Origin of the sequence: Kribbella ginsengisoli (assembly GCF_039537185.1) — a bacterium.
Lineage (GTDB): Bacteria > Actinomycetota > Actinomycetes > Propionibacteriales > Kribbellaceae > Kribbella > Kribbella koreensis.
In genome coordinates, this window is record NZ_BAABAA010000001.1 from 131,528 (window position 1) to 155,760 (window position 24,233).

Annotated in this window: 19 protein-coding genes; 13 read left to right on the forward strand and 6 right to left on the reverse strand. The window is 64.2% G+C overall.

What is annotated here, in order from left to right; genetic code table 11:
* Window positions 1-172: 172 nt before the first annotated feature.
* The gene (locus ABD768_RS00550) at window positions 173-1,006 is read left to right on the forward strand and encodes a class I SAM-dependent methyltransferase (protein WP_344836130.1); all 834 of its coding nucleotides are present in this window, start codon (window positions 173-175) and stop codon (window positions 1,004-1,006) included.
* A 163-nt stretch (window positions 1,007-1,169) separates the two neighbouring features.
* On the forward strand, window positions 1,170-1,622 hold the full coding sequence (locus tag ABD768_RS00555; protein ID WP_344836133.1) for a hypothetical protein: 453 nt from the start codon (window positions 1,170-1,172) through the stop codon (window positions 1,620-1,622).
* Here the strand turns inward: ABD768_RS00555 and ABD768_RS00560 are convergent.
* Complete coding sequence (locus ABD768_RS00560; RefSeq protein ID WP_344836136.1) at window positions 1,619-1,993, reverse strand: hypothetical protein; 375 nt, start codon at window positions 1,991-1,993, stop codon at window positions 1,619-1,621. The two genes, ABD768_RS00555 and ABD768_RS00560, sit on opposite strands and share 4 nt — an antisense overlap.
* A 565-nt stretch (window positions 1,994-2,558) precedes the next feature.
* Here ABD768_RS00560 and ABD768_RS00565 point away from each other — a divergent pair.
* On the forward strand, window positions 2,559-10,103 hold the full coding sequence (locus ABD768_RS00565) for an RHS repeat-associated core domain-containing protein (RefSeq protein ID WP_344836139.1): 7,545 nt from the start codon (window positions 2,559-2,561) through the stop codon (window positions 10,101-10,103).
* A gap of 4 nt (window positions 10,104-10,107) precedes the next feature.
* On the forward strand, window positions 10,108-10,527 hold the full coding sequence (locus tag ABD768_RS00570; protein WP_344836141.1) for a hypothetical protein: 420 nt from the start codon (window positions 10,108-10,110) through the stop codon (window positions 10,525-10,527).
* 56 nt (window positions 10,528-10,583) lie between these two features.
* Here ABD768_RS00570 and mobF read toward each other — a convergent pair whose 3' ends face one another.
* Window positions 10,584-14,147: a MobF family relaxase gene (gene mobF, locus ABD768_RS00575; protein WP_344836143.1), complete on the reverse strand. Its 3,564-nt coding sequence runs from the start codon at window positions 14,145-14,147 to the stop codon at window positions 10,584-10,586.
* 210 nt (window positions 14,148-14,357) lie between these two features.
* Here mobF and ABD768_RS00580 point away from each other — a divergent pair, with 210 nt between their 5' ends.
* From ABD768_RS00580 to ABD768_RS00595, 4 genes are all read left to right on the forward strand, one after another.
* Window positions 14,358-14,702: a hypothetical protein gene (locus ABD768_RS00580; RefSeq protein ID WP_344836146.1), complete on the forward strand. Its 345-nt coding sequence runs from the start codon at window positions 14,358-14,360 to the stop codon at window positions 14,700-14,702.
* Window positions 14,686-16,038: a hypothetical protein gene (locus tag ABD768_RS00585; protein WP_344836149.1), complete on the forward strand. Its 1,353-nt coding sequence runs from the start codon at window positions 14,686-14,688 to the stop codon at window positions 16,036-16,038. Before ABD768_RS00580 ends, ABD768_RS00585 begins: the two co-directional genes overlap by 17 nt.
* 40 nt (window positions 16,039-16,078) lie before the next feature.
* The gene (locus ABD768_RS00590) at window positions 16,079-16,993 is read left to right on the forward strand and encodes an ImmA/IrrE family metallo-endopeptidase (RefSeq protein ID WP_344838637.1); all 915 of its coding nucleotides are present in this window, start codon (window positions 16,079-16,081) and stop codon (window positions 16,991-16,993) included.
* Window positions 16,994-17,283: 290 nt separating this feature from the next.
* Window positions 17,284-17,520 carry a helix-turn-helix domain-containing protein gene (locus tag ABD768_RS00595; RefSeq protein ID WP_344836152.1) on the forward strand — a complete coding sequence of 79 codons (237 nt, stop codon included), beginning with the start codon at window positions 17,284-17,286 and terminating at the stop codon, window positions 17,518-17,520.
* A 377-nt stretch (window positions 17,521-17,897) separates the two neighbouring features.
* Here the strand turns inward: ABD768_RS00595 and ABD768_RS00600 are convergent, their stop codons facing one another.
* Complete coding sequence (locus ABD768_RS00600) at window positions 17,898-18,278, reverse strand: hypothetical protein (protein WP_344836155.1); 381 nt, start codon at window positions 18,276-18,278, stop codon at window positions 17,898-17,900.
* Between the two features lie 171 nt (window positions 18,279-18,449).
* Here ABD768_RS00600 and ABD768_RS00605 point away from each other — a divergent pair, with 171 nt between their 5' ends.
* The 4 genes from ABD768_RS00605 (at window position 18,450) to ABD768_RS00620 (ending at window position 21,711) form a co-directional block, all read left to right on the forward strand.
* Window positions 18,450-19,190, forward strand: a complete 741-nt coding sequence (locus tag ABD768_RS00605; RefSeq protein WP_344836158.1) for an XRE family transcriptional regulator — start codon at window positions 18,450-18,452, stop codon at window positions 19,188-19,190.
* 10 nt (window positions 19,191-19,200) lie between these two features.
* Entirely contained in the window at window positions 19,201-19,746 is a 546-nt protein-coding gene (locus ABD768_RS00610; RefSeq protein WP_344836161.1) for an HD domain-containing protein, read from the forward strand.
* A gap of 80 nt (window positions 19,747-19,826) precedes the next feature.
* Complete coding sequence (locus ABD768_RS00615; protein WP_344836164.1) at window positions 19,827-21,263, forward strand: helix-turn-helix transcriptional regulator; 1,437 nt, start codon at window positions 19,827-19,829, stop codon at window positions 21,261-21,263.
* 7 nt (window positions 21,264-21,270) lie between these two features.
* A complete protein-coding gene (locus ABD768_RS00620) occupies window positions 21,271-21,711 on the forward strand; it encodes a PPC domain-containing DNA-binding protein (RefSeq protein WP_344836167.1) in 441 nt (146 codons plus the stop codon).
* A gap of 3 nt (window positions 21,712-21,714) precedes the next feature.
* On the opposite strand, the gene ABD768_RS00625 is transcribed toward ABD768_RS00620, so the two are convergent.
* Window positions 21,715-22,191, reverse strand: coding sequence for an NUDIX domain-containing protein (locus ABD768_RS00625; protein ID WP_344836170.1), 477 nt, complete (start codon window positions 22,189-22,191; stop codon window positions 21,715-21,717).
* Window positions 22,191-22,961, reverse strand: a complete 771-nt coding sequence (locus ABD768_RS00630; RefSeq protein WP_344836173.1) for an XRE family transcriptional regulator — start codon at window positions 22,959-22,961, stop codon at window positions 22,191-22,193. Before ABD768_RS00630 ends, ABD768_RS00625 begins: the two co-directional genes overlap by 1 nt.
* Window positions 22,962-23,211: 250 nt before the next feature.
* Here ABD768_RS00630 and ABD768_RS00635 point away from each other — a divergent pair, with 250 nt between their 5' ends.
* Window positions 23,212-23,613 (forward strand): DUF4259 domain-containing protein, encoded by a 402-nt coding sequence (locus tag ABD768_RS00635; protein ID WP_344836176.1) that lies wholly within the window; start codon window positions 23,212-23,214, stop codon window positions 23,611-23,613.
* Between the two features lie 345 nt (window positions 23,614-23,958).
* On the opposite strand, the gene ABD768_RS00640 is transcribed toward ABD768_RS00635, so the two are convergent.
* A complete protein-coding gene (locus ABD768_RS00640) occupies window positions 23,959-24,192 on the reverse strand; it encodes a hypothetical protein (RefSeq protein WP_344836178.1) in 234 nt (77 codons plus the stop codon).
* Window positions 24,193-24,233 lie beyond the last annotated feature (41 nt).

The window sequence follows — 24,233 nt, forward strand, 5'->3', positions numbered from 1 at the left end:
CGGACCAGGTCCGGATCCCACTGTCGGAGTCCTCGTCCGTGAGATCTCCCGTTCCCCTGTGGGGCGCACGGCCGAGGACTCCTCTCAAGCCGGTGGGCGAGTGTCCGACCGAGGGCCGCTCGCCCGCCGTTCCACCTCCGAAGTCCAGCAGCGCGAATGAAAGGACCCAAACGTGCAAAGCACCAAGCCAGGGCCTCCCGATATCGTCAGCGAGATCCGGGACCACTACACCGATCGTCACAACGAGGCCGACCGGCTGCAGACAACACTCAAGGGTCGCCTCGAACTCCAACGGCTGAAGGAGTTGCTCGCCGAGCATCTCCCACCAGCACCGGCCCAGATCGCGGACGTCGGCGGAGGACCTGGAAGGCACGCTGAATGGCTTGCTGAACTCGGCCACGACGTCGTACTCCTGGACCCGGTCGAGCGGCATGTCGAGCAGGCGAGGGCCGCCGGTATCAACGCCGTTATCGGGGATGCGCGTCGGCTGCCATGGGACAACGAGAGCAAGGACGTTGTCCTCATGGCTGGTCCGATGTACCACCTGACCAGGGACGAGGAGCGACGCCTGGCAGTCCGCGAGGCCGTTCGGGTACTTCGTCCTGGCGGCGTACTCGCGGTCATAGCGATCAACCGGAACGCAAACCTGATCGGCTCAACGCTGGCGAACACGCTGCAGACCCGGCGTGAAGTCGTCGAGGACATCCTCAACGACGGGTACAGCTTCGAGAACGAGCGAATGGCAGAGACGACGTACCACACGGTCGCTCAGCTCCGGAGCGAGCTTGCGCCATTCGTCGACCGGGTCCGGATCTCCGGACTGACCGGCCCAGGTGGCTGGTTGACGGTCGTGATCGATGCGCACTTCAAGGACATGCCGCTACCGCCCTCGATCGGTGCCCCGGATCCCCTTGAGACCGCTCTTGCGTGCTCGCGGCTGGCCGACGGGCAGCCCCACCTCGTCCACGCCAGCTCCCTGCTCCTCGCAATAGGTAGGCGTGCCTGACCGACTCTCCCCGCTGGAAAGGCGCCGCAGAGATCATCTGCGGCGCCTCGCCATGCGGTACGTCCAGAACGACTGGCCGATCGCTCGGCTGGCCGTTCCTCACAGCACAGGCTGTGCCTGCGGTCTCGTCGGTTGCCTTGAGCCACATTTGGTGCTTGCGGACGTGCCCGCGATCCACACGCAAGACGAGGCCGCGGAAGCGTTCTCGGATGGCAGGTGGGAGATCGCACTAACCACTCACCACTTCGACGTGCTGGAACTACCCGCACGACTCGGAGCTCCGCTCCACGACCAGCTGAAGGGCACCTGCCCCACAGCCATCGTCCCTGCAAGCCGAACGTGGCAGTTCTTCGTCACCCAAGGCTCGGTGCCCGCCGAACTCGCCGAGCACGCTGGAGGCCGGGTGATCTCGGGTCCCGACGGATGGGTACCGACGCCCAGCACCAAGATCGGGGCTACCAAAAGGATCCGGTGGCTGATCCATCCGAGCCTCACGAGATGGGAACCCTACAGCCGGCGGGATGCGATCGACATGGTCTTCGAGACTGCGGAATGGTCGGCCTATGACGCGCCAACCAATCCGTCATCTGCGATCGTCGACGGTCTGCTCGACTAGGCCAGGTTGCGGACGCCGCTGAGCAACTCAAGCCGCTCCTGCTCCGCCTGACCCACCAGTCGCAAGACGTCCTCGGCGGACGGCAGCGGCGCCTTCGGGAACCGCGACGCATCCTGCCAGCGCAGGCGCGTCCGCGACCCCAGCAGGGCAGCGCTGGAGGTACGATGCGACGGCGGCACGAGCACCGGCACCCCAGGCTCCAGGTAAACCACGCCTGCCGGCAGAGAGATATCTCCCGTCGGCGGCAACGTCGCCAGCACCCAATCTCCGCTGGGCAGCTTCAGTTGCGGCGTCCACGGTCCAGGACGCTGCTGCTCGAAGAGCCGCAATCCTTCGGCTCCGCTGATACGAGGCACCTGCCAGAAGGACACCCGCGAACCTGATGTTGCGAGGAGGTTGGGCGGAGTCGGTGTCTGCCAGGTAGAAGCGACTTCATCAGGATGCGTTGTCCAGTCAGCTTCCGCGTCAGCATGTGCGCCAGGAAGTTCGCAGAGCAGATCGCCACAGGAGCAGATCCAGCGCCCAAAGGCATCGTGCTGGGCTGGCGACCGTACCAGCGCAGGCGCCGGCCGGACAGCGATCCCCGCTGCCGCATAAGCCAGCGCGGCCTCGAGCAGCGAGTTACGTGGTCGGAACATGAGTAGGACCTCCTGAGGCAACATCATGGCTCACCTGCCACAGCCCTCCGGAACTGCCCTGCCCAGGGTGCAATTTCTAGACAGCTCCACTAGTCCAGGCCGACGGTGATGTCAATTGAGTTGGCGCATCCGATTCCGCATGGACTCCCGCTGTTCACAAGGGAATTGCATGTTGCTGCAACTTCTACGAATCACCTTGTCAGGACTAGCTGGTGGCCCGCACGCTGGCTCGGCTGCCTCGTCCCGGGCAGTTGCACCTCGGGGGTGCTGATACTGGGGGTTTCTCGTGGTTGGTCGGTTGCGTTCTTTTGCCCTGCCCAAATTCTTGGCGATCGTGTTGTCGGCGGCTTTGCTGACGGCCGGTTTGGTGAAGGTCACGCCGACGGCGTCGGCTGCTGCCTCGCCGACGTTGACCGTGGCTGGTGTTGCGTTGGCTGGTTCGACGCAGCCGGCGACGTTCAAGGCTGATCTGACTGATGCTCCGGCGGCCACGGGTGAGGTGACGTGGCTGGTGGACGACAAGTTCGCCGCGAAGACACCGACGCCTCCGCATTCGTACTCGGCCACGTACACGGCCGGTCCGCACAAGCTGAAGGCGCGCTGGGTCATCGACACCACGACTGGTGCGACGGCGGAGACGTTCGCGAACTTCACGGTCGGTACGACGCCGACGCAGCCGACTCTCATGGCAGGCAGCGAGCCGCTGCAGGGCGCGACGGTGAACTCGCCGTTTCGCGCGGACCTGGCCGGCGTACCGACGTCGATCCCGGGTGGTGTGACGTTCCTGCTTGATGGTGCTCTGGTCATCAAGGACACGTCGTCGCCGTTCCAGGCCAACATCACCACCATTGCCGGCTCGCATCAGGTGAGGGCGACGTGGACGGATCCGTCGAATCAGCAGGCCAAAGAGGTTGTTGCCTCTGCCAACGTTCAGGACGGGCCGTTCCTGTCCTCGGCTGGTACGCCGTTGCACGCGGGCAAGGTCAACTCGCCGTTCACCGCTGTGTTGTCGAACCCGGTCGGTGTGAGCGGTGATGTCACGTGGTTGCTGGACGACAGTTTCATCGGGAAGAGCACCGCGCCGCCGCATCAGTTCACGGTGACCACGACCAATGGACAGCACAAGTTGAAGGCCCGTTGGGTGATCAACACCGGCACGGGCGCGACCAAGGATGTCACCGCGGTCTTCACGGTCGGCACGATGCCGGACTTCCGTGTCGCGCCGCCGGTGGATGAGGAGCCCGGCCCGGCGATCAAGAACTTGTGGGCCACGTCCGACAACCGGCGTACTCCGATCGCGGGTGTCTACGACTGGAGCCACGCCGGCTTCGGCGGCGGGACCCCGCTGCCGGCGCCGTCGAACTACCGCAGCGACGCTGCCTGCAACTTGACGGCGGCGACGGTTCAGTCGACGTACAACGTGATCCCGAACGACGACAAGGACGACACGAACGCGCTGCAGGCGGTCATCGACCACATTCGTACGGATTGCTCGCCGACGTCCCGGATCGATTCGATGGCCAAAGTGATGTTGCCCGCGGGCAAGATCAACCTGAGCCACGAGCTCCACATCGACGCCGACTACATGCTGCTGCGCGGTGCGGGCTCCGGTACCGGCGGTACGCAGCTCGTCTTCGCGCCGGATGCGAACACGCGCTACGACAAGATCACCAAGGACGGTTCGCGCTGGGACTTGGACGCGATGACGTCGGGTGAGGCGACCGGCGGGTGGATCTGGCCGGGTCGCGGCATGATCCGGGTGCAGTCGCGGGCGGTCGCTCCGAAGTATGCCGAGCAGTACGCCGCCGCGGCGCCGAACCGCAAGGACCTGTTCGAGGGCACCGTCAACGACCACTGGACGACCGGTCTGCTGCTGGGCGGCAAGGCCGGGGACGCGAACTACAGCGCCCGCAAGGGCGACAAGGTCATCCAGCTGGCTCCGGGGACGCCGTTCGACAACCTCAAGGTCGGCGGCTTCGTGAACGTGATGGCCGCGAACTCGAAGAAGTTCTACGACAGCATGGAGGCGACGCCGACGGAGTTCCCGTTGGACAACCTGCACATGCGCCAGCAGATGTTCATGGTGACGTCGGGTGATCCGCTGGCCGGGACGCTCACGCTGGACAAGCCGCTCGAGTACGACCTGCCGGTCAACTCGACGTCGGACGGTTCGGCGCCGCTCAACGGTGAGGTGTTCCCGTCGAAGGTGTCGCCGATGGTCGACCTGGTCACTGGCGTCGGTATCGAGGACCTGGCCTTCACGCAGGTGATGCCTGGGCTGGACAAGGAGTCGGCCAAGCACAACTACGGCAACATGGACCCGGCCGCGGCGATGCACGGCATCGTGCTGAAGTGGGTCAACAACTCGTGGATCCGCAATGTGCACTCGGAGATGACCGGGTCGCACCCGATCGTCACCGAGGCCGCGGCGAACATCTCGGTGATCGATAACAAGCTCGAAGGCTCGTGGAACAAGGGCAAGGGCGGCAACGGGTACTTCCGTGGCTCCCGGGTCTGGGACTCGGTGTATGCCGGGAACACGACCCGCGATCTGCGGCACTTCACGTTCCAGTGGTCGTCGAGCGGCAACGTCGCGATCGCGAACAGCTTCGACTCCGACCTCAACCTGCACGGTGGTTTCGAGCGGAACAACCTGTTCGAGCTGAACGAGGTCACCGTCCCGTACGAGCACAAGTCCTCCAACTGCCAGAGCAACTGCGGCGACGAAGGCGGGTCCGATCCGGACGATTCGGATTGGTATCCGATCTGGTGGGCGGCGGGCAAGAAGGCCGTCAAGTGGTCGGGGTCGTCGGGGGAGAACAACGTCTTCCACAACAACCACCTGCGCAAGCAACTCGGTGACGAGACGCAGCAGTTCACCGACTATCAGCTGTACTCCGACCGGTCGAAGCTCTACCGGTTCGGCTCCGATGGCGGCGAGTTCAAGCACCTGACCGCGGACGGTACGGCGATCAGCGACTGGGCACACATGGAGGAGCGCGACTACACCGGCCACAACGGTGTCGACGCGTCCAAGTCCGACGGCGCCCGCTCGATCTTCTTGAAGAGCATCTCGCAAAGCGGCTACGGCGGACCCAACCCGCAACCGTTGCGCCGTACCTGGGGCTGCTCGTGCTGGGACGGCCGCGGCATGGTCAACACGCGTCTCGCCGCCGACCCGGTCAACACGGCGACCGGTTCGCTGACCGAGTACTTCACCGACCTGGCCGTCGCCGGCCCGGGACGTTCGCTGACCGGGACGAGGACGTACAACAGCCTCGACGATCATGTCGGGTCGTTCGGTAAGGGCTGGACGTTCGGGTACGACGTGTCGCTGACCCAGAACGCCGACAACTCCCTCGACATCCGCAACGGGACCGGCGGCGTCACGAAGTACACGAAATCCGGCACTGCCTACGTCACCCCTGACCCAGGGGTCACTGCGACGCTCACGGACAAGTCCGGCGGCGGCTGGGTGCTGACCAACATTGCCGGCGACAAGATGACCTTCAACGCGGCAGGCCAACTCATCGCCGACCGCGATCCCCAAGGTCGCGGCGTCTCGCTCACCTACTCCGGCGGCAAGCTCGCAACCATCACCGACGACCTGACCCAGACGTTCACCATCGAGTGGAACGGCGCGCTGATCAGCAAGATCACCGCCTCCACCGGCGACGTCACCGAATACGGCTACACCGGCGGCCAGCTCACCTCGGTCAAGGGCATCGACGGCAAAACCACCACCTACGGGTACGACGCAACTGTCGGCCTCCTAAACAGCATCACCGACCCAACCGGCGCCGTCAGCGCACGCACCACCTACGACCCCACTACCAAGCGCGCCATCTCCCAGATTGACGAGGCCGGCGGCACCTGGACCTTCGCCTGGGACGCGGCCAGCGAAACCGCGACGATCACGGACCCTGCCGGGGTCAAGACGCAAGACATCTACCAAGGCAACGTCTTGGTCTCCCACGTCGGCGGCGACGGACGCTCCGAAGACCTGTACTACGGCTCCAATAACCACGTCACCGCGACGACCAGTCCCGGCCAGGAGCTGACCCGCAGCGAGTACGACACCCGCGGCAACCTCCTCAAGCAATACCTCCCCACCGGCACCACCGACGCGGCCGGCGCCTTCGAACAGTGGACCTACGACGCCGGCAACCGCGTCACGTCCTACAAGGATGCCGCCGGCAACGAGACGACGTATGAGTACGACTCGAGCGGCCAACTCCTGAAAACGACCTACCCGGACGCCTCGACCACATCGCAGACCTACACCGCACTCGGCCAGGTCGCCACGTCGACCGACCAACTCGGCAAGGTCACCACCTTCACCTACAACGCCAAAGGCGACCCCATCAAGGTCACCAGCCCCGGCGGAGCCGTAGTCACCTCGACCTTCGACGCCAAACACCAGCGCCTGTCCCAGACCAACCCCCTCGGCAACGTTCCGGGCGCAACACCTGAGGTCGTCGAGCAGAACACCGAACACTGGACGTACGACTCCTTCGGCCAGGTCCTCACCCACACCGACCAGCTCGACCGGGTGACCACCAACACCTACGACGCCCTCGGCCAAATCCTCACGACGACCGACCCCGCCGGCGGCGTCACCAAGTACGAATACAACGCCTCAGGCCAGGTCACCAAAACCACCGACCCCGAAGGTCGTGTAACGACCAGCGAGTACGACGACGCCGGGCGACTCATCAGCACCACCGCCCCGGGCGGAGCCAAGACCACCAACACCTACGACGCCGTCACCGGCGACCTGTCCTCGACGACCGGCCCCGAAGGCAACGTCGCCGGCGCCGACGCCGCGACCCGGGAGAAGTACACGGCACGGTTCACCTACGACGCCGAAGGCCAGTTGACGCACACGCTGGTGTCCGATCCGAACAACCCGGCCAAGAAGCTCGCCACGGTCACCACGTATGACGATCAGGGCCGGCCGGTGCAGGTCACCAACGCGGACATGAGCACCACGAGCACCACCTACGACGTACTCGGTCGGGTGGTAGAGACGACGGATCCGACCGGTCTGAAGGCCTCGCAGACCTATGACAAGTTGGGCCGGGTCGTCACGAGCACCTCTGCGGGGACCACGACGACCTTCACGTTCGACAAGGCCGGACAGCAGACGCGGGTGGAGAGCCAGTCCGGTCGCGCGACGGTGACGTCATACGACGCCGACGGTCAGGTCAGCTCGACCATGGACCCGTTGGGCAAGATCACCAGCTACGAGTACGACGCCAACGGTCGGCAGACCAAGTCGACTGACCCGTTGGGTCGCTCAGCCGTCACCACCTATGACCCTGCGGGGCAGGTCTCCTCGGTCACCGATCCGGCCGGCGGCAAGGTCGACTACACCTATGACGCCCTCGGGCAACTGAAGTCGGTCACGACGCCTACGGGTGCGGTCACGGCCTACGACTACGACAAGGCCGGCAATCTCACCAAGACCACCACGCCCCGCAACGGCGCCTACGTCAACACCTACGACGCCGCCGGACGACTAGCCACCAACACCACGCCAACAGGGCGCGAGACTCGGATGGCCTACACACCCTCCGGTGCCCTCGCCTCGACTACCTTGCCTGCGGGATCGGTGTCGTACACCTACGACAATCTCGGCCACACGACGAAGGTCGACTACTCCGACAGCACACCGGACGTCACCTCGACGTACGACGCAGCTGGCCGCCCGAAGACCGTGACGGCCGGGGCAGCGTCAACGGCGTACAGCTACGACAAGGCGGGACGACTCACGGGTCTGACCAGAGGCTCCGCCGCCTTCGCCTACGGCCACGACACGCAAGGCAGGCTCTCCAAGCGCACCTACCCGGATGGCCGCTCGCAGGCCTTCACGTACGACACCGACGGCCTGGTCGCGACAGCGACGCTCAGCGGCGGCTCGATCAGCACGCCGATCGCGACGACCTACACCTACGACACTGCCGGTCACCTCAAGAAGACCGACGCGGGCGGACTGGTCACCGACCGCACCTACGATGCCGCCGGTCAGCTCACCAAGATCGAACACGGCCGCTCCGGCACCGCCCTGATGTCCCAAACGGTCGCGTACGACGCTGCGGGCCGACCGACCACGATCGACACCACGCGCGGAGCGACCGTCAAACGCAGCCTCTACGGCTACGACACGGCCGGACAACTGACGAGCTTCTGTACACCGTCGGCTGTGGCCACGACCTGTGACGGCGCACCTGGCTCGCAGTACACCTACGACTCCAGCGGTAACCGCAAGACCACCACCAAGGTCACCCCAGGGCAGGCTGATGTCGTCACCGCAACTGTCGTCGACGCCGACGACCGCATCCAGACGGAAACCACCGGCGCCAGTGTCACCACCAGCACCTACGACGCCAACGGTTACCTGAAGAACCGCGGTTCCCCCACTGGTACGGAAGCCTTCACCTACCGCCTGGACGGCAACCTCGCCCAGACAACCACGACCGCCGGCACCGTCATCGACTACACCTACGACGAAGCCGGCAACCGCCTGACCTCCACCGCCGACGGCGCACTCCAGTTCAAATGGACCTGGGACACCTCCGGCGCCCTCCCAATCCGCACCACCGAAGCCAACGCTGCGGGTACTGCGACCCACCAATGGGCCAACGACCCGGTCAGCGGCCTCGGCGGCGCCTACATCGACACCGTAGGCACCACCCCGACCTGGCTCCTCGGCGACTACCAAGGCTCCATCACCGACACGGTAGGTACCGGCACAACCCTCACCGGCACCGCCACCTGGGACCCCTTCGGCACCGCCATCACCGCCCCCACCGGCGCTATGGCCACCAATCCCCTGCGCTTCCACGGCCAGTTTCAAGACTCGAAGACGAGTCTTTACGACGTACGCCTCCGCGACTACGACGCCGCCCAGGGCCGCTTCACCGGACCCGACCCAGTCGCGGCATCCCCCCGCGCCGGCTTCGCCCAGTCCTACTCCTACGGCTATAACAACCCTGCCACCTACACAGACCCCTCCGGAGCCTGCTGGGTCTGTGGCGTGGTCGGAGCCGTCGGCGGCGCCATCATCGGCGGAATCTCAGGTGGCATCAGCGCCTACAAGAGCAGCGGCGGCGATTGGGGTGCAACCTGGGAAGGTGCTGGCAAGGGCGCAATCCAGGGCGGCCTCTCAGGAGGAGCTGCCGGCCTTTGCGCCGGTGGCGGCATCTACGCGATGGCGGCGTGCGCAGGCGCCGGGAACGCCGCCGGCGGCTACCTCAACTCCCTCATCTGGGGCGACGACTACAGCTGGAGCGACGCAGGCAAAGACTTCCTTTGGGGAGCCGGAACCACACTCGCCCTGGGATTCGGCGCCAAAGGACTTGGAAAGCTCTTCGCCAAGACCAAAGCCGTCCAATGGGTCGAGCAGAACATCGTCCGCCACTTGCCGGCTAAACTTCGAGGCCAGTACAAGTGTCCCCCGACCGAGACTCCAGGTCCGAAGACAGCCACTCCGAAGGCGAGCGAGGTCGGCGCAACTGTCGGCAAGTCTGCCTCCAGCAACTATCGCGAGACATTTTTTGGGGCGCACCCTTCACTTCGTGGCAAGGTCGTCGTTCATCACGCGATCGAGCAGCAGGTCTTGAAGCGGTATCCAAATCTGTTCTCTGCGTCCGAGATACACTCGTTGGAGAACCTCCGCGGCATACCGCTTGCGAAAAACAACACAATTCACTTGAGTGAGATTCGTAGATCGTGGAATGCTTTCTACAGGTCACACGCCTCTCCGACTCGCGAAGAGGTGCTGCGACATGCAACCGCCGTCGACAAGCAGTTCGGGTCCGAGTTCCTACCATCGAGGTGACCACGTGCCTTACTCCGTAGATCCACAAGTTGCAGGCGAACTTGGCGAGGGCACCGTGATGGACTCGTCGGTGCACCCGCCGGCCGTCAGCCGAGTGGAGTTCGTCCTCGACTCTCCCGAGACCGACGATCTTGTTCAGTCTTTCCCGGTCTATCTCATATCTGATCTACTGGCGGATCGTGTCGGCCAGGCGGGTTTGACTGGGATCAGGCTCGCGCACGCGGAGGTACGACCTAGTGAGGAGTTCCTCGCAGCATTCGGCGAAGTCCCTCACCGCAACTATCTCTGGCTTCAGTTAGAGAATTCCGAGGGAGCCGACGCCTGGTTAGATGATTCTTTGGAACTCTGCGTCTCGGATCGGTTGATGAGAATCCTCGAGGAGGGGACCCTGAGTGACTGCATCATTAGCGAGATCAAAGTCTAGTTCCCTTGAAGAGAGGCGACCTTCCTGACTTGGTTGACTGAGCAGTCAACCAAGTGTCATAGATCCTGTGCCGGACGAGTTGTCTGGAGATCTTCCGCTGACTGCCGAACGGCAGACGGGTGCGGTCCGATGACTTGGATACTCTGACTGAGGCGCTGGTAATGGGCCGCCCGAGTCAAGGCGTTAGTCGGTGGCTTTTCGCCTAAGACAAGGTGACCCTTGACGCCGTAACGCTCGCGGTAGGCGGCGATCTCGACGAGCAGTTGACGTGGGAGCGCTCTGTGCCACGGTGGCTCCTCGGCGATTGCCTGGTCGGCTAGCCAGGTCCCGCGATGGGCGATTTGGGCTTCGAGTTCGCGGAGCGGGCCGATCAGGGTTGGGTCGGAGACGTGGTCAGCCGGGGAGACGAGGCCGGCGATGAGGGTTGGCCGGTAGCCCGTGCGGCGTACTGCACGGGAGGTAAGTCGCTCGACTCGAGTGTGCAGCACTGCGGCGATATCGGCGGCGTTGTTCAGAGATGACTGCTGGACGGCCCGTTGTAGTACTTCGGTGACGTCTAGGCCGGCGGTTTCGGCTCGGCGGAGGGCGGTGACTAGGGGGCCGTAGGCCGTGGAGGCTTCTAGTGCGGCCAGGTCGACTCGGTCCAGGCCGCTGGCGGAGATCGCGGGGGCGAAGCGGTTGCGGGCGTCGAGTTGGCAGAGGTGTTCGTGGATGGGTATGAGGCGGTCCAGGCGGGTAGCGTTGTCCAGTTCTTGGCGCATGACTTCGTGGGCGGAGAGTTCGACTCCAGGGTTTTCGAGGATGGCTTCTAAGACGTCTTGCATTGTCTGTTCGATGCGTGGTTCGTGGAGGTCGGTGGTTGATTGATGGGTTGCGACGTAGGCGTGGTTGCTGTGGCGGCCGCGGGTCATGCCGACGTACAGGAGGGCTCGGGTGAGGCGGTCGGTGACGAGTAGGTGGGCAGTGTCGACGGTTGAGCCTTGGGCTCGGTGTGTGGTTGTTGCGTAGGCGAGTTCCACGGATTGCTGGACGTAGGCGGCCGGAAGAGTCACCTGAGCGTGGTGAGCGTTCTCTACTGTGAGGGAGCCGTCCTCCCAGCGATGTACGACGGTCCACTGGTCGCCGTTCTGGACGAATCCGTGTCGGCCGTGGCGTAGGCGGCGGTTGTTGAGGCGGGTGACTATGTGGTCGCCGACGCCGACCTGGGTTTTGTCATGGAGTGCGATTCCGTCTGGTTCGACCTCGCCGGTGATGATCCGATCGAGCCGGGCCCGGGCGTTGAGCCGGGCGACGGTGGCGTTGTCGGCGGCGATCAGGAGGCTGGATTTGCCAGCTGCGATGTCGGCCATCCACGCGCGGTACGCGGCGTCCTCCATGGCGTCGCTCGAGCCGGCGGCGAGGCGGTGCTGGTCGTCGTACGCGTCGATGACGTCGACGGAACCTGCTCGTAGCTCGAGGCTCGCCTCGCGTTCCCAGGCATTGCTGAAACGCCACACATCGCTGAGTTCGGCGGCTTCGGTGTCGCGGGCGATGAGGCGAAACGCACCGCCGGTGTCAGCAGCGCTGAGTTGTGCGTCATCGCCCACGAGTAGGAGTTTCGCGCCAGCGGAGTCTGCTTCGCGCGCGAGAGTCGCGAGCTCCATCGTGCTGGCCATCGACGCTTCGTCCACGATGACCAGTTGGCCTGACCGGAACTTCCAGCGGTCCTGCTCGGCGCGTAGCGCGGCGAGAAGCTCTGACAGCCGATACTCGCGACGTCGTCGTCCTGCATGACGAGCCTCCCGTAATGCGTGCTCCGTCTGCCGGATCCGGTCGCGACGTTCCTCGGCGCCGAGCCCTGCCGACTCGTAGATCCACTTGGCGATGTTCTCCGCCGGCGATCCGATGGCATCGGACAGGACTGCCGATGCCGCCGACGATGGTGCCAACGCGATGACAGAACCTTCGCCGTGAGCGGACTCCCAGTCCATTGTCATGGCCGCCAACAGGCTGGTCTTGCCAGTGCCGGCAGGGCCAACGAGCGCTTCCACTATTTGGCCGCTGGTGGCGATTCGCCTGAGCGCCGCCTGCTTGTCTGCGCTCAACCCGGCGGCGGTCACCGGAGCAGCAATCTTCGGTCCGGTTGCGTTGCGAGCGAGGTCCAGGAGAAGCGACTCCGCTCCGAGGACGACGGGCGAGGTGAAGATCTGTCCGTTGTGAATCGTGAAGACGCTCTCGCCGTCTGCGCGGGTCTCGGGCACGGTGACGATCGCCGGGGCCGTCAGATTGATCGACTGCTGCTCCGCGCTCGCCACGATCGATTCCAGTACTGCGAACCGCTCGGCCGACGACACCAAACGGATCAGCCGTGTCTGACGTGCGGCCTCTGCCAGGAGGTTCCAGCGAGTCCAGGTGGCCCGCTTGGTCTGCAGGGTGATGACCGTCGCAGCGGCGTACGCCTCGAGAGTCTGTGGGCTGAGATCGGCTGCTGCCAACGGCCGGTCGCCCGCTTGGTCAAGGGACTGCTGAATCGTCTCGATGACCTCCCTGCCGACCTTGAGATCGGCCCTCCGGCGCCAGCTCTGCATGAGCATTGCAAGCGGTCGCGCGTGATGTTTGGGTGGTCGATTCATAAGCGTCGCTCGTTGGCGTAGGACGTACATTTCGTTGCGCCTAGGTGTGGGCAGACCGTCTGCGCGCTCGTCGAGAAGTACCGCAAGGTTCGACTCGATCTGCTCGGTTCTGGCCGAGAACTCCTCGATCAGCTGGTCGGGAATGACCGTCAGTTCGAAGGCCGGGTTCCGGCGCTTGCCGCGCTGCCGCAGCTCCCAATCGACGCCTAAGCGCCGACTGAGATTGTCCGCGAGGAACACGTTGTGGATCTCTGACATCGCCACCGCCGAACGGAACAGAACGCGCCCGTCGATGCTTCGCCAGGCGCCGTCTGGCCCCTGAACCCGGTTGGCCACGACGACGTGAGTATGTAGCTGCGGATCACCGGCACGAGTGTCCCAGTGGTCGAAGGCGGCTCCGACAAGTCCGCGAGTCTCGACCTGAGCGATGCCGTGTTCACCGGTGCGAGTCAGGACGGCGTGCTGCTCGATCAGTCGTACTACGTCGTCAACCGCTTCATGGTGTGCGGCGACGATCTGCTCCTGAGTCCCGACGTCGGTGGTCGCCCACAGGGCTGAGACGGACTTCGAAGGGGAGAAGGTCAAATCGAACCCGGCGACCGCCTGTTTGGTCTTCTCTCGCATCACAGCTGCTCGAATCTGACGGATTGCCTGATGCCTGGAGTCGTCATCCAGAGCCGGGTCTAGGGCGCTGATCAGGTTCTCTATCCGTACGGAGGGACTCTTGAAAACGGGGTACGGACGCCCAAGAGGCTGTCCACTGCACGGGTCTTCGGCGCGTCCGAAAAGAGCGGCCATCTGGCTCTCGGTCACTTCCGCGCCGACGGCCACGCTCCGACTGGGGAGGCCAGGTAACCCGGCGCCGACCCAACGGCCAGGTGGGTACCCCGAGGCCGCGTAGTACGCCGTCAATGGCGTGGTCAGCGAACGCTCGACATCCCCCGAGGCGACGTGCCGCAGCAGGTACAGATAGCCCTCGCCGGCGGATAGCCGATGGATGCCTAGCACAACTTCCGCCGTGCCCGATGCGTGCTGGATCGATGCTGGATGGTCTCCATACAGCGGTCAACGGTCGGGCGCAGCAGAGCTCGTTTCGCGTCGTTCCCGAAGCGGAAGCGCCTTAAGTGCAAGAAGTGTAGTGGTGGTTGTTCCTTCGCATGGCCCAAACCTTCGACGTCACCTCCGTTGAGTGGCTGTGGGCAACCGAAGGGATGTGCGATGAACAACCTCAATGACGTCGGCGACGTACGCCGGCGGATCACGGAGTTGGCTACCCAGGCTGAGGCGATCGTCGAGGCAGCGGAGGTCACCGCGGCCGACGGGCGATGGGCCATGACGGCGTTCAGCCGGTACCGGGTCTGCGAACTGCTCGGCATCCTCCCGTACCTCAGGTACGACGGCGCGTTGGATGGCGATCCCGCAGCGCTGTATGACGAGGCCATCGAGGCGCTCAACGACCTGGACGTGCCAATCGAGGATGTCGGGTGGCGTCTGGCGCTTGGCGACGCACTCAGGTCGGCTGCGGCCGACGTCCGGAGAGTCCGGGATGCGCGCGACGTATGAGGATCTCCTCCGCGCGGCTCGTCGGGCAGCAGTACAGGCTCATCAGGTCCAGCACACCGACAACGGCGAGCTCCTGTCTGGATGGCAGGCCGTCCTGATCGCAACGCGGTCTCATCTTGGCTGGTTGCGTTGCGACATCGATCTCACCGGCGACGCGGTGGCTCTCAACAACCTGGATCCCTCTAAGGGACTGATGCCAGTGGCTTGGGCGCTTGGTGCGGGTGCCGATCTCCTGGCGACACAGGATGCGTACAACGCCGCAGCTCTCGACAACTACCACGATCTCTTCGCGGCTCGGGCCGAGGTCGCCGACGTGGCACGGATCGCGGGCCGGACTGTTCTCCGTGACCTCGGAATGCCGAAGCGGAGCAAGGAGTACCGTCATGTACTCAAGGCGGTGGCGCAACTCGGGGAGATCGTCACAAGAGGCCGCGGCGCCTCTGGGCTCGGCGATCTTCGGAACCTCGCGACGAATCGCCCGCAGTACGGGACTGACAAGCTGTCGCAGCTTGCTTGGATGGCGGTGCGGTGGGAACGCGCCCACCTGGACATCGACGCACACACGTTGCTGACGCGAGATCTGCGGTCGGGCACATCTCAGCTTCGGACGATCTGTGGCTACGCATGGCATCTCACGGACTGCATCGCGTCCGTAGCCGAGAACGCTGGTCTGGACGCGCAACAGCGGCTGGACCTGGCACGACTGAGAGAGGCATTGCGTGCCTTTGATACGGCCGCCGCTCGAGTGGCCCGCTCGTGGCAACGAAGGCTCTCGGACATCGGTGGCCAGAGTGGCACACCGGGCGAGGTCGCCTTCCTTGATTTGAAGTCAACCTTTGACGTGTTCCTGCGGGCCGACGGCGATCTGTTGGCACCGAAGGATCTGATACCGGATCACAGGCAGGCGATCGCAGCGCTGGATGCGCTCGACGAGATGGTCGACTCTGCTTCGCGGATAGCGCGTTTCCAGCAGGCTGCCGTTGATGACCTGATCCGAAGCGGTCACCTCTTCTTGCCGGTACGAGACATCGCGTCCATGGAGCTGCCGCACTACAGCCGCCGCGTGGCCCGTCCCGCGGTGGCGAGCCGGTGGATGCGTACCAGCGTCGCCATGTATTTCACGGAACTGACGAGCACCCTTGCCCAGAGCGCCGCCCACCTGGCGATTGCCGCAGACGTGGCTCGCCGCTTGTCAGGTACCAGCCACCACAGCCGGCCGTTCGGCGACAGGTCTCCGCGACTCCATCCGCCGCCCCTGCTGGTCTCCAAGGCTCTCGTTGCCGAGAGCACCGGATTGCCAGATCTGGGACAAGAGCCCGACCCGCCAGGCCGTTGACCAACTAGAGCCGTCGATCAGGAGGTTTCTCGTGACCAAGATGAATGTGAGCGCCGAGGTTCTGCACACCGTGCTCACACAAGAGATTCGGAAGGTGAACTCAGGTGTCGGGTGGGCACGGTGGCTCGACGCCGCGGCTTTGTTCCCGACGTACGGCTTTGGGAATGCCGTCCTGATCAATCTCCAAATGCCTCATGCGAACTTCATCGCCGGCGCGCCGGCGTGGGCGCGGCTGGGACGCCAGGTCGTGAAGAGTGGCGCCATCAAGATCCTTGCACCGGTGCGGGCCGAGGTGCTCTTCGAGGACGAGGCCGGGGAACCGACGATGGATCCCCAAGGTTCGATCCGGCAGGGGATCATCGGGTTCAAGGTGGCGAACGTGTGGGACGTCGCACATACCGTCGGTCCCCGGATCTCGTTGCCGGCGATGGTCTCGCAGGGAACGACCGTCAAGCTGTGGGATGCCCTGGTAGGTGATTCGCGTGCGCATGGGCTCACCGTGGACGTTCGGTGGACGGCGCCCGAGATGGATAGCTATACAGATCACGGCGCCGGACGGATCGTGGTCTCGAACCGACTAGACCTTGTCGCCAAGGTCGCGCGCTTAGCGCATGAGGTCGGCCACCTGCGCATGCACCCGGGTCAACAAGGCAAGGCCGAGGCCTGCTACGGCATTGAGGAAGTCGAGGCTGACTCATTCGCACACATCGCGCTGGCGCGATTCGGGCTCCCCATGGAGACATCGTCCTTCGATCGCGTCCTGCTCCTGGCAGACGCGGTTCAACCCCGGTCACCCGAGTCGGTGATCAAAGCGATCGGTACCCGCGCAGTGGTCGCTTCGAGGAGGTTCCTCGAAGCGACCGGCCATCAGATTTCGCCGATGCCGAAGACAATCGGCAAACGCCTTGAGCCCGAGGCGGGAACGCAGGCTCCGTACCTCGGCCCCGAGCTGTGAGCCGGCGATGGGAGCAAGTGAGCGGGTCGCCGCGCTACAGCGTGCACGTCAGCGCCAGGCGAGAATAGAGGCGGCGACCGCTCGCGCGATCAACGCCCAGGCCTCGCTGGCTCGCGCAATCCAGGCCAAGGAAGCGGCGATCCGGCGGTGCGAAGAACGGGTAGCTGCCGCGGAGGCTCGATCGGGGAGCGAAGCATCGCAACTGGCCCGGATCTGTGGTTCCGCGGAGGCCGCAGCCGAGATCCTCGGTTGGAGCATCCGCGAGGTCCGCAGAACCATGAAGGCTGAGCGTGAACGCGAAGCGAGGCTGGGAGACCCTGATGTCGCCGGAAGCTGAGCCGAGTCCTATCTGGGACGCCGACCAGGTGGCGGCCTACCTGAAGGTGCCAAAGGCAACCTTGTACGGTTGGCGGACCAAGAAGTCCGGTCCGCCGGCCCGTAGGGTCGGACGGCATCTCCGATACAAGTCCGACGAGGTCATCGAGTGGTTCGACAAGCTCGACGGGCAGCTCCCCGGGGATGACTAGCTTCCTTGATCCATCCCGAGTTGGCTATCGGTTGGCACATCGAGCACAGCCCGCAACCCTTCCCGGTAGACGCTACCGGTTCGGCGTACAGCTCCCCGCTCGAGCTTGGCGATGTAGTTACCGTCCAGCGGTACGCGCACGCGCCTGGTGTGCCAAAGCCAGATACAGACGGCTTCGGCGAGTTCTGCACGAGACATGGGCCGGCTTGGATCTCTTGGAGATGGCGTCCGCCGCCGTGCCTCGCGGAGGGCAAGGTTGGGAGAAGGCATGCAGTTGGAGCTCTCTGTCAGGAGTTCAGGATGTAGCCGGTCCGGTTGATGCTCAGAGGTGTGAGCACCAACCGGACCGGGTTTGGGCGGAGCGAGGAGGAGGGTCTCTCAGCTCCTGGAATTGAGTAGAAGGACTCGGGCGCCAGTGGCACGCTCAAACGTGCCCTTGATGTCATTGCTGGCTCCCAGTACTGCAAAATGCAGAGGGCTTGGCAGGACGACGGCGGTGATGTTGTGGCGGCGGACGGCGTCGGTCAGAACTTCGAAGACCGCCGGCCAGATGGCCGGCTCGTCCACGAAAACGAAGCCCATCGAGAAGCCTTCGGCTTCAGCGAAGCTCGACATCTGGCGCTCGATCTTCTGGACATCGCCAGCGGTGGCGATCAGCTCGCGCCGGATGTAGCCGAGTAGCAGAGGCCGCCCGAGGTCGTCTTCACTGGACTCGTCGAGTTCCTGGGGCGGGCGCCGAGGTACTGCTGCGACGTTCATCGGCTCCTCAATTCTCGCTTCTCAGCTCGCTTGGCGACTATTGCCGCGGCGTCCCAAGCTTGCTCGCGGATGGGCGGACAGCGGCACCGCATTCGCGGACATTTAGGGACATTTCGTGTTACGGTCCGAGTAGACATTTAGGGACATCTACTCGCTGGTAAGGATGCGGCTGTGGTGAACGAGGTCTTGCGGGGCGCGATGTACGGCGCTCAGCTCACCGAGGTGGATTTGGCGGCGAGGCTGGGTGTGGAGCCGAAGACAGTCCGGAACTGGTTGCGCGGTCAGGTGCCACATCCGGGCAGACGCGCTGCGCTGGCTCGACTCCTCGAGGTCGATCAAACCGTGCTCTGGCCCGCCCTGGCTTCGCCAGTCGAACACCCCACCGAGCTTGTTGCCGTGTACCCGCGCAGGTTGTCGATCTCCCAAGCAATGTGGCGGGACTTCTTTGCCTCGGCAGAGTCTCAGATCGGGGTCCTTGCTTACAGCGCCTTGTTTCTGGCCGAGGACGTGAGGCTTATCCGCCTTCTCGGTGACAAGGCTGAGCAGGGAGTGCGAGTGCGTATCGCCCTCGGTGATCCGGGCGGGCACAACGTCGACCGCCGAGGGGTCGAGGAGGAGATCGGCGAGGCGATGAGCCTGAAGATCAGAAACGCGATCACCTTGCTCGAGCCCGTCCTGGCGCACGACCAGGTCGAGCTCAGGTTGCACGACACGGTGCTCTACAACTCGATGTATTGGTCGGACGATCAACTGCTGGTCAACCAGCACGCGCTCGGCATCCCTGCGGCCCGGTCGCCTGTGTATCGCTTCCGTGGAGGCGACGACAGCGAGATGTTCCAGTCATACGCGACCAGCTTCGAACGGATCTGGTCACTTGGTCGTTCCGCTGCGGTGGGAGCCGGCCGCATGTAATGTCATGAGCATGATCAGTGCGACGGATGCGGAGGCATTGGCGCGCGACCTGCTGGCCGAAGAGTTGCCCAGACGATGGGCCCATACCCAATGCGTCGCGAGTCGCGCACGAGAGCTTGCTGTCGTGCTTGGTCCGGAAGCCGAGCTGGTTGAAGTTGCCAGTTGGCTGCACGACATCGGCTACGCCTCAACCATCAAGGTCACGGGCTTCCATCCGCTGGATGGCGCGCGCTACCTTCGCGATGTGGCGGGGGTCGACGAGCGTGTCTGCCGATTGGTAGCGCATCACACCTGCGCCGTCATCGAGGCGGTTGAGCGGGGGATCGCTACATTGGCGGAGGAGTTCGCGCCGTCCCGGCAGGATTTGCTCGACGCGCTGACATATTGCGACCTGACTGCCGGCGTCGATGGTCGGCCAGTCGATGTCGACGAACGTCTGACCGAAATCTTGTCGCGCTATCCCGTCGATCATGTGGTCCACAGGTCAGTTACCCGCGCCAAACCTGTTCTACTGGAGTCCGCGCGGAACGTTCGCCGTCGTTTGGCTGCTGGATAGGACATCTCTGGGCCGGAGACATCTAGAGATGTCTGACCATGCCCTTACCCCGTCCATTGCCCAAGCCGCAGGCTTGGGCAATGAGCGGTCGCGACCGAAAGCCCAACGAGGCTCTACGAAGAGCTCGAGGAGCGATGTCCCAGGGGAGCCTCGCAGACCAGGTCAACACTGCGATCTACCGCGCAACGGGCCGCGAAGTGACGATCACGGCGAAGTCGATCTCGGATTGGGAGCGTGGGTGGTACTCGTGGCCGTCGGCTGACGTTCGCGCGGCGCTTTGTGAAGTACTTCGAGTATCCGACCCCTCGGATCTCGGTTTCGTCTTCCGGCGTACGCAGCGCAACGTTCCGCCCGCAGCATTGCCGGATCTGATCGGAGGACGAGCGCTCCTCACGACTGAGGCAAGCAACATCGTTGAACTACCGTCCGGGAAGTCGTTCGCCGGCGCCGAACTGTTGGTGCATCATTGCAGCGCAGAAGAGACCGGGCTTGATTGGCTGATGGTCGAGCCGACCGAACAGCTCACAACGTCGCTTCGCCGCACGGATCGATGGAGTGCCGTCGTCACGTCCGATGCCGATGGCAAGTACTACGTGTCCGACGCTCGGCGATTCGTACGCCGGGCAAGTCGCATCGCTATCCGGCAGCCTGTCGCGTCCGCCAACGTGATCGACGACCTCACGGCCGGCATCATCTGGGCCGTCGTCAACGCGGACACTGCATTGCTCGCCGATGACGCCCAACTGGAGGTGAGCCAGGCGAGGCTGGCCCACTACGTGGAGCAGTCGGCGTCTGAGGCTTCGTTGAGTGAGGTGCCCGAACTCAACGCGGTTGCCGCACAGTGGCTGGGATCGACATTCTGCTCGCGGCACATCAGCCGGCACCTGGGGCGACTCTCCGAAACCCCATTCTTCTGGACCCGGGAACAGCGAGGTGAGGATGCCTCGTCCTGGCTGTTGTGGAACCACAAGCTCGACTACCTGAGGTACACCTCACGGCGCTTCATCCGGATGCGTCGGGCGTTCTGCATTCCTGAGGCCGAAGTCGATGCCTCGCCCCGGTACGAACGGGTGCTTCTCCTTCTGGCGATGGCCCTCATGGAGGCGTTCGGGATCACAGTGGAACTGACGGTGGACCCGACGTTGAGCGAGGTCGGCGGCTTCGTTGTGGCCGACGAGGCGATCGAGGCGAATTGGTTGGGCGGCGAGGGGATCTGGCGCGTTGATGCTCGCCCGCGACCGCGGCGCGTCTCGGAGTACCGAGAGATCGAGAGGCGCCTCGCGGCGAGGTCGATGATTGCCGTCGAGTGCTCAGCGGGGCGGTTGGAGGCGATGGCCGACTACCTCGGCGTGCCTTGGCGATGGTTCCGGCGTAGGTGTGAAGAGTTGGCTGTGGCGGGGATCGAAGGGATCGCTCAGCCGCGGAGTCGTCATCTGTCCACTCGAGGCCTTGATACAGCGATTCGCTACGTTGCGCACATCGATGCGATCGAAGGAAGCTATCTTGCATGCAGTTGAGCTGACAATGGGCCGGACTTTCGCGGTCCGCTTCGATCATGGCGACGACTTCTACAGCGCACTCGCGAAGTTCTGTGTCGAGCGAGACGTCCGGCAGGGCTTCATTCCGATGTTCGTCGCCGGCCTGCGCGAGGTCCAGCTCGTCGGAACGTGCGAGGAGCTGGATGACCCGGCCGCGCCAGTTTGGAGTGCCGTGCACCTTGAGAATGTGGAGGCGTTCGGCGGTGGCACCCTGGCATACGACGCAGCCTCAGGTGGCGTACGGCCTCACATTCATGTGTCAGTTGGCTTGAAGGCGCAGGCGGCCACCGCACACACCAGTCATCTCCTCGACGCCAAGGTTCAGTTTCTCACCGAGATGTACGTCGTCGAGGTGAAGTCGCCAGAGTTCAGCCGAGTCCCGCGGCCTGACCTGTACGACGTACCGCTGCTGTCTTTCGGCAGCTGACGATCAGTCGATGTAGGGCGTGCCCGGGTTCTCGAGGTAGTAGTCGATGCGCCGTCGCATCGAGCGGTCCATCGTCAGATCCGGCAGCTCGGATCGGGAAATCCAACGCACTTCGGTGGACTCGGAGCTGGGGGTGAGTTCGCCGCCCGTCGCTCTAGCTCGGACGACGATCGAGAACTCCTGACGCGCTTCACCGTTGCTGGTGTAGAGGATGATGTGCTTGGGATCGGTATAGATGCCCACGACATCGATCACCTCGCAGTCGATGCCCGACTCTTCTTTCGTCTCCCTTATCGCCGCTTGAGCGAGTGACTCGCCGAGGTCGATCGCACCTCCGGGAACGGCCCAGTTGCCGTTGTCGGAGCGGCGGATCATCAGGAGCTCGCCGGCCTCGTTCTCGATGAGGACGTTGGTCGACGGCACCATGCTGTTCGCGGCCGGCGCATCAGGATCGTCGTAGTAGTCGATTCTCCTGGCCATCAGTCCTCCTCACTCAGCGGAACGCTGAGGTCCCATACGGCCTCGAAGCTCTCCCGGTACGGGGCCGCCAGCTCGCCTCCAGGAATCTTCTTCAAATGCCAGATCGGAGCACGTGCGGCCGCCAGACCGTAGATGTGCGTGTTGACCAGCAGTTGGTCGTCGACGACATAGATCGAGTTGTAGAGCACCGTGCGATGAAGACGGAACTCGATGCCTTCCGTCTCCCGGAGCTTTCGAAAGAGGAGGAGAGCGTTGCGGATCTTCGAGGCGAGCCCATCGCCGATTCCCTCTTCCTCACCCCGCTCAGTGATGTGCGCATCGTTGGGGTCACCGAGCATCACCCGAACACGCACACCGGCCTTCGCCTTCCTCAGCAAGATGCGCTCGAGCCCGGTGTCTTCGGCAAAGAACAGCCCCGCGTACACCAAGACGCCGATTTCGTCCTTGGCCGACTTGAACAGCCGCAGCCAGTCGTCGCGGGGCATATCGGCACGGTGCGGATACACCTGGACGATCTCGCTCTGCGACACCGCGACAGCCCGGCTCCGCGGCAGCGCATCCGGCCACAGGTACGACTCGTCGACCTTGAATCTGGTCGCCAGCTGATACCGGTACCTCGGGTACGGTATGCGGCTCTCCGTGATCCAGCGCACGACAGTCTTCACATTCACATCGAGCTCTTCGGCGAGCGCGAGGTTCGTGAGCCCGTGCTCCGCCATCGCCCTCCGCAGCCGTTCGTTAGGTGACTTCGGCAGCTGTTCCTTCGACACAGACCCTAACCTAGGACATTTGGGGACATTTAGCGGCGAACCAAGCCGCTGTCGACGACCCGATCCATCTGTTCTTGGCCAACACGCTACTGACTCTGCGCCCAATGACGCTGGACACTGGTGTCTCACCTGTGGATAACTGCAGTGTCCGGCGGTGTTTGGCGTGCGTGGGCTTCCTGCCGGCAGGAACGGTGAGCATGCGCCAACGCCCGCGTAACCAGGTTCCGCCGCTGACGGTACGGTGCCGGTCATGGGTACTTGGGATGCAACGGTGTTCGGCAACGATGCGGCTGCTGACTGGGCTGCTGGCTTGGTGGATGCCGGCGACGAACAGCTCGTGAGAGATGCGCTGGAGCGAGCGGTCGGGCCTGACTGTGTCCACTATCTCGAGTATTCCGAGGGTGTGGAGGCCCTCGCCGCGGCCGAGGTTGTCGCTGCTGCAGCCGGGCGGGCGACTGCATCGAACCCGTACAACGAGAAGGCACTCGGCTGGGCAGTTGGCCGGTCCGGCCTTGTCGAGCTAATTCCGCTCGCAGTGCGCGCAGCTGAGCGAGTCATTGCCGAGAATTCTGAGCTGCGAGAGCTGTGGGCAGAGCCCGACGACCCGGCATGGGCTGCTGCAGTTCAGGATCTGCTCGGCCGCCTGCGATAGAAATCCGAGCGAAAGTAGTACTACCGAGCCTGCTACGCGGCAGTTGCAGGTGTGCCATGCAATTCGGCTGCAAAGACGGCGCCGTAGCGAGCCAAGTCAGGGTCCCCGAGATCGACAGGGTGACAGTTGACGCCCCGCCAAGTCCACAGTCTCCCGCCGCCAGCGGAGGGCCCGCCGGGTTCATAGCCGAGCGCCCACCCAGCGGCATCCGGCTCGGTGCGGTGCATCCGCTGTGCAGCCTTAATCCGATCGCGGAACTCCGCTTCGAAGTAGATCTGGCCGTGCCCAGGTCCGCCGTCGAGCCTGATCGTTGGACCACCTGCCATCAGGTCACACTCGTTACCATCACGGGGTCTCCTGTCCGGCAGGCCGTAGGTCCGATTGTGGGATCCAGGCGAGGTGGCCGTCGCGGTCGCGGACGCGGCCGAGCCATTGGCCGCCTTCGCGGAGCCATGCGTCCAGTTCCCCTGATTCCCAGGCGACCAGGTGCTCGACGGGCTGGGGCGGGTCGACGGAGCGGATCTCATCCGCCGGACGTGGCCCGTGGGCGTTGAACTGCAGATCGAGATCGGTCTTCATCTGCTCGGCTGCGGCCTTGTCGAGGTGGCCACGCGCCAGCC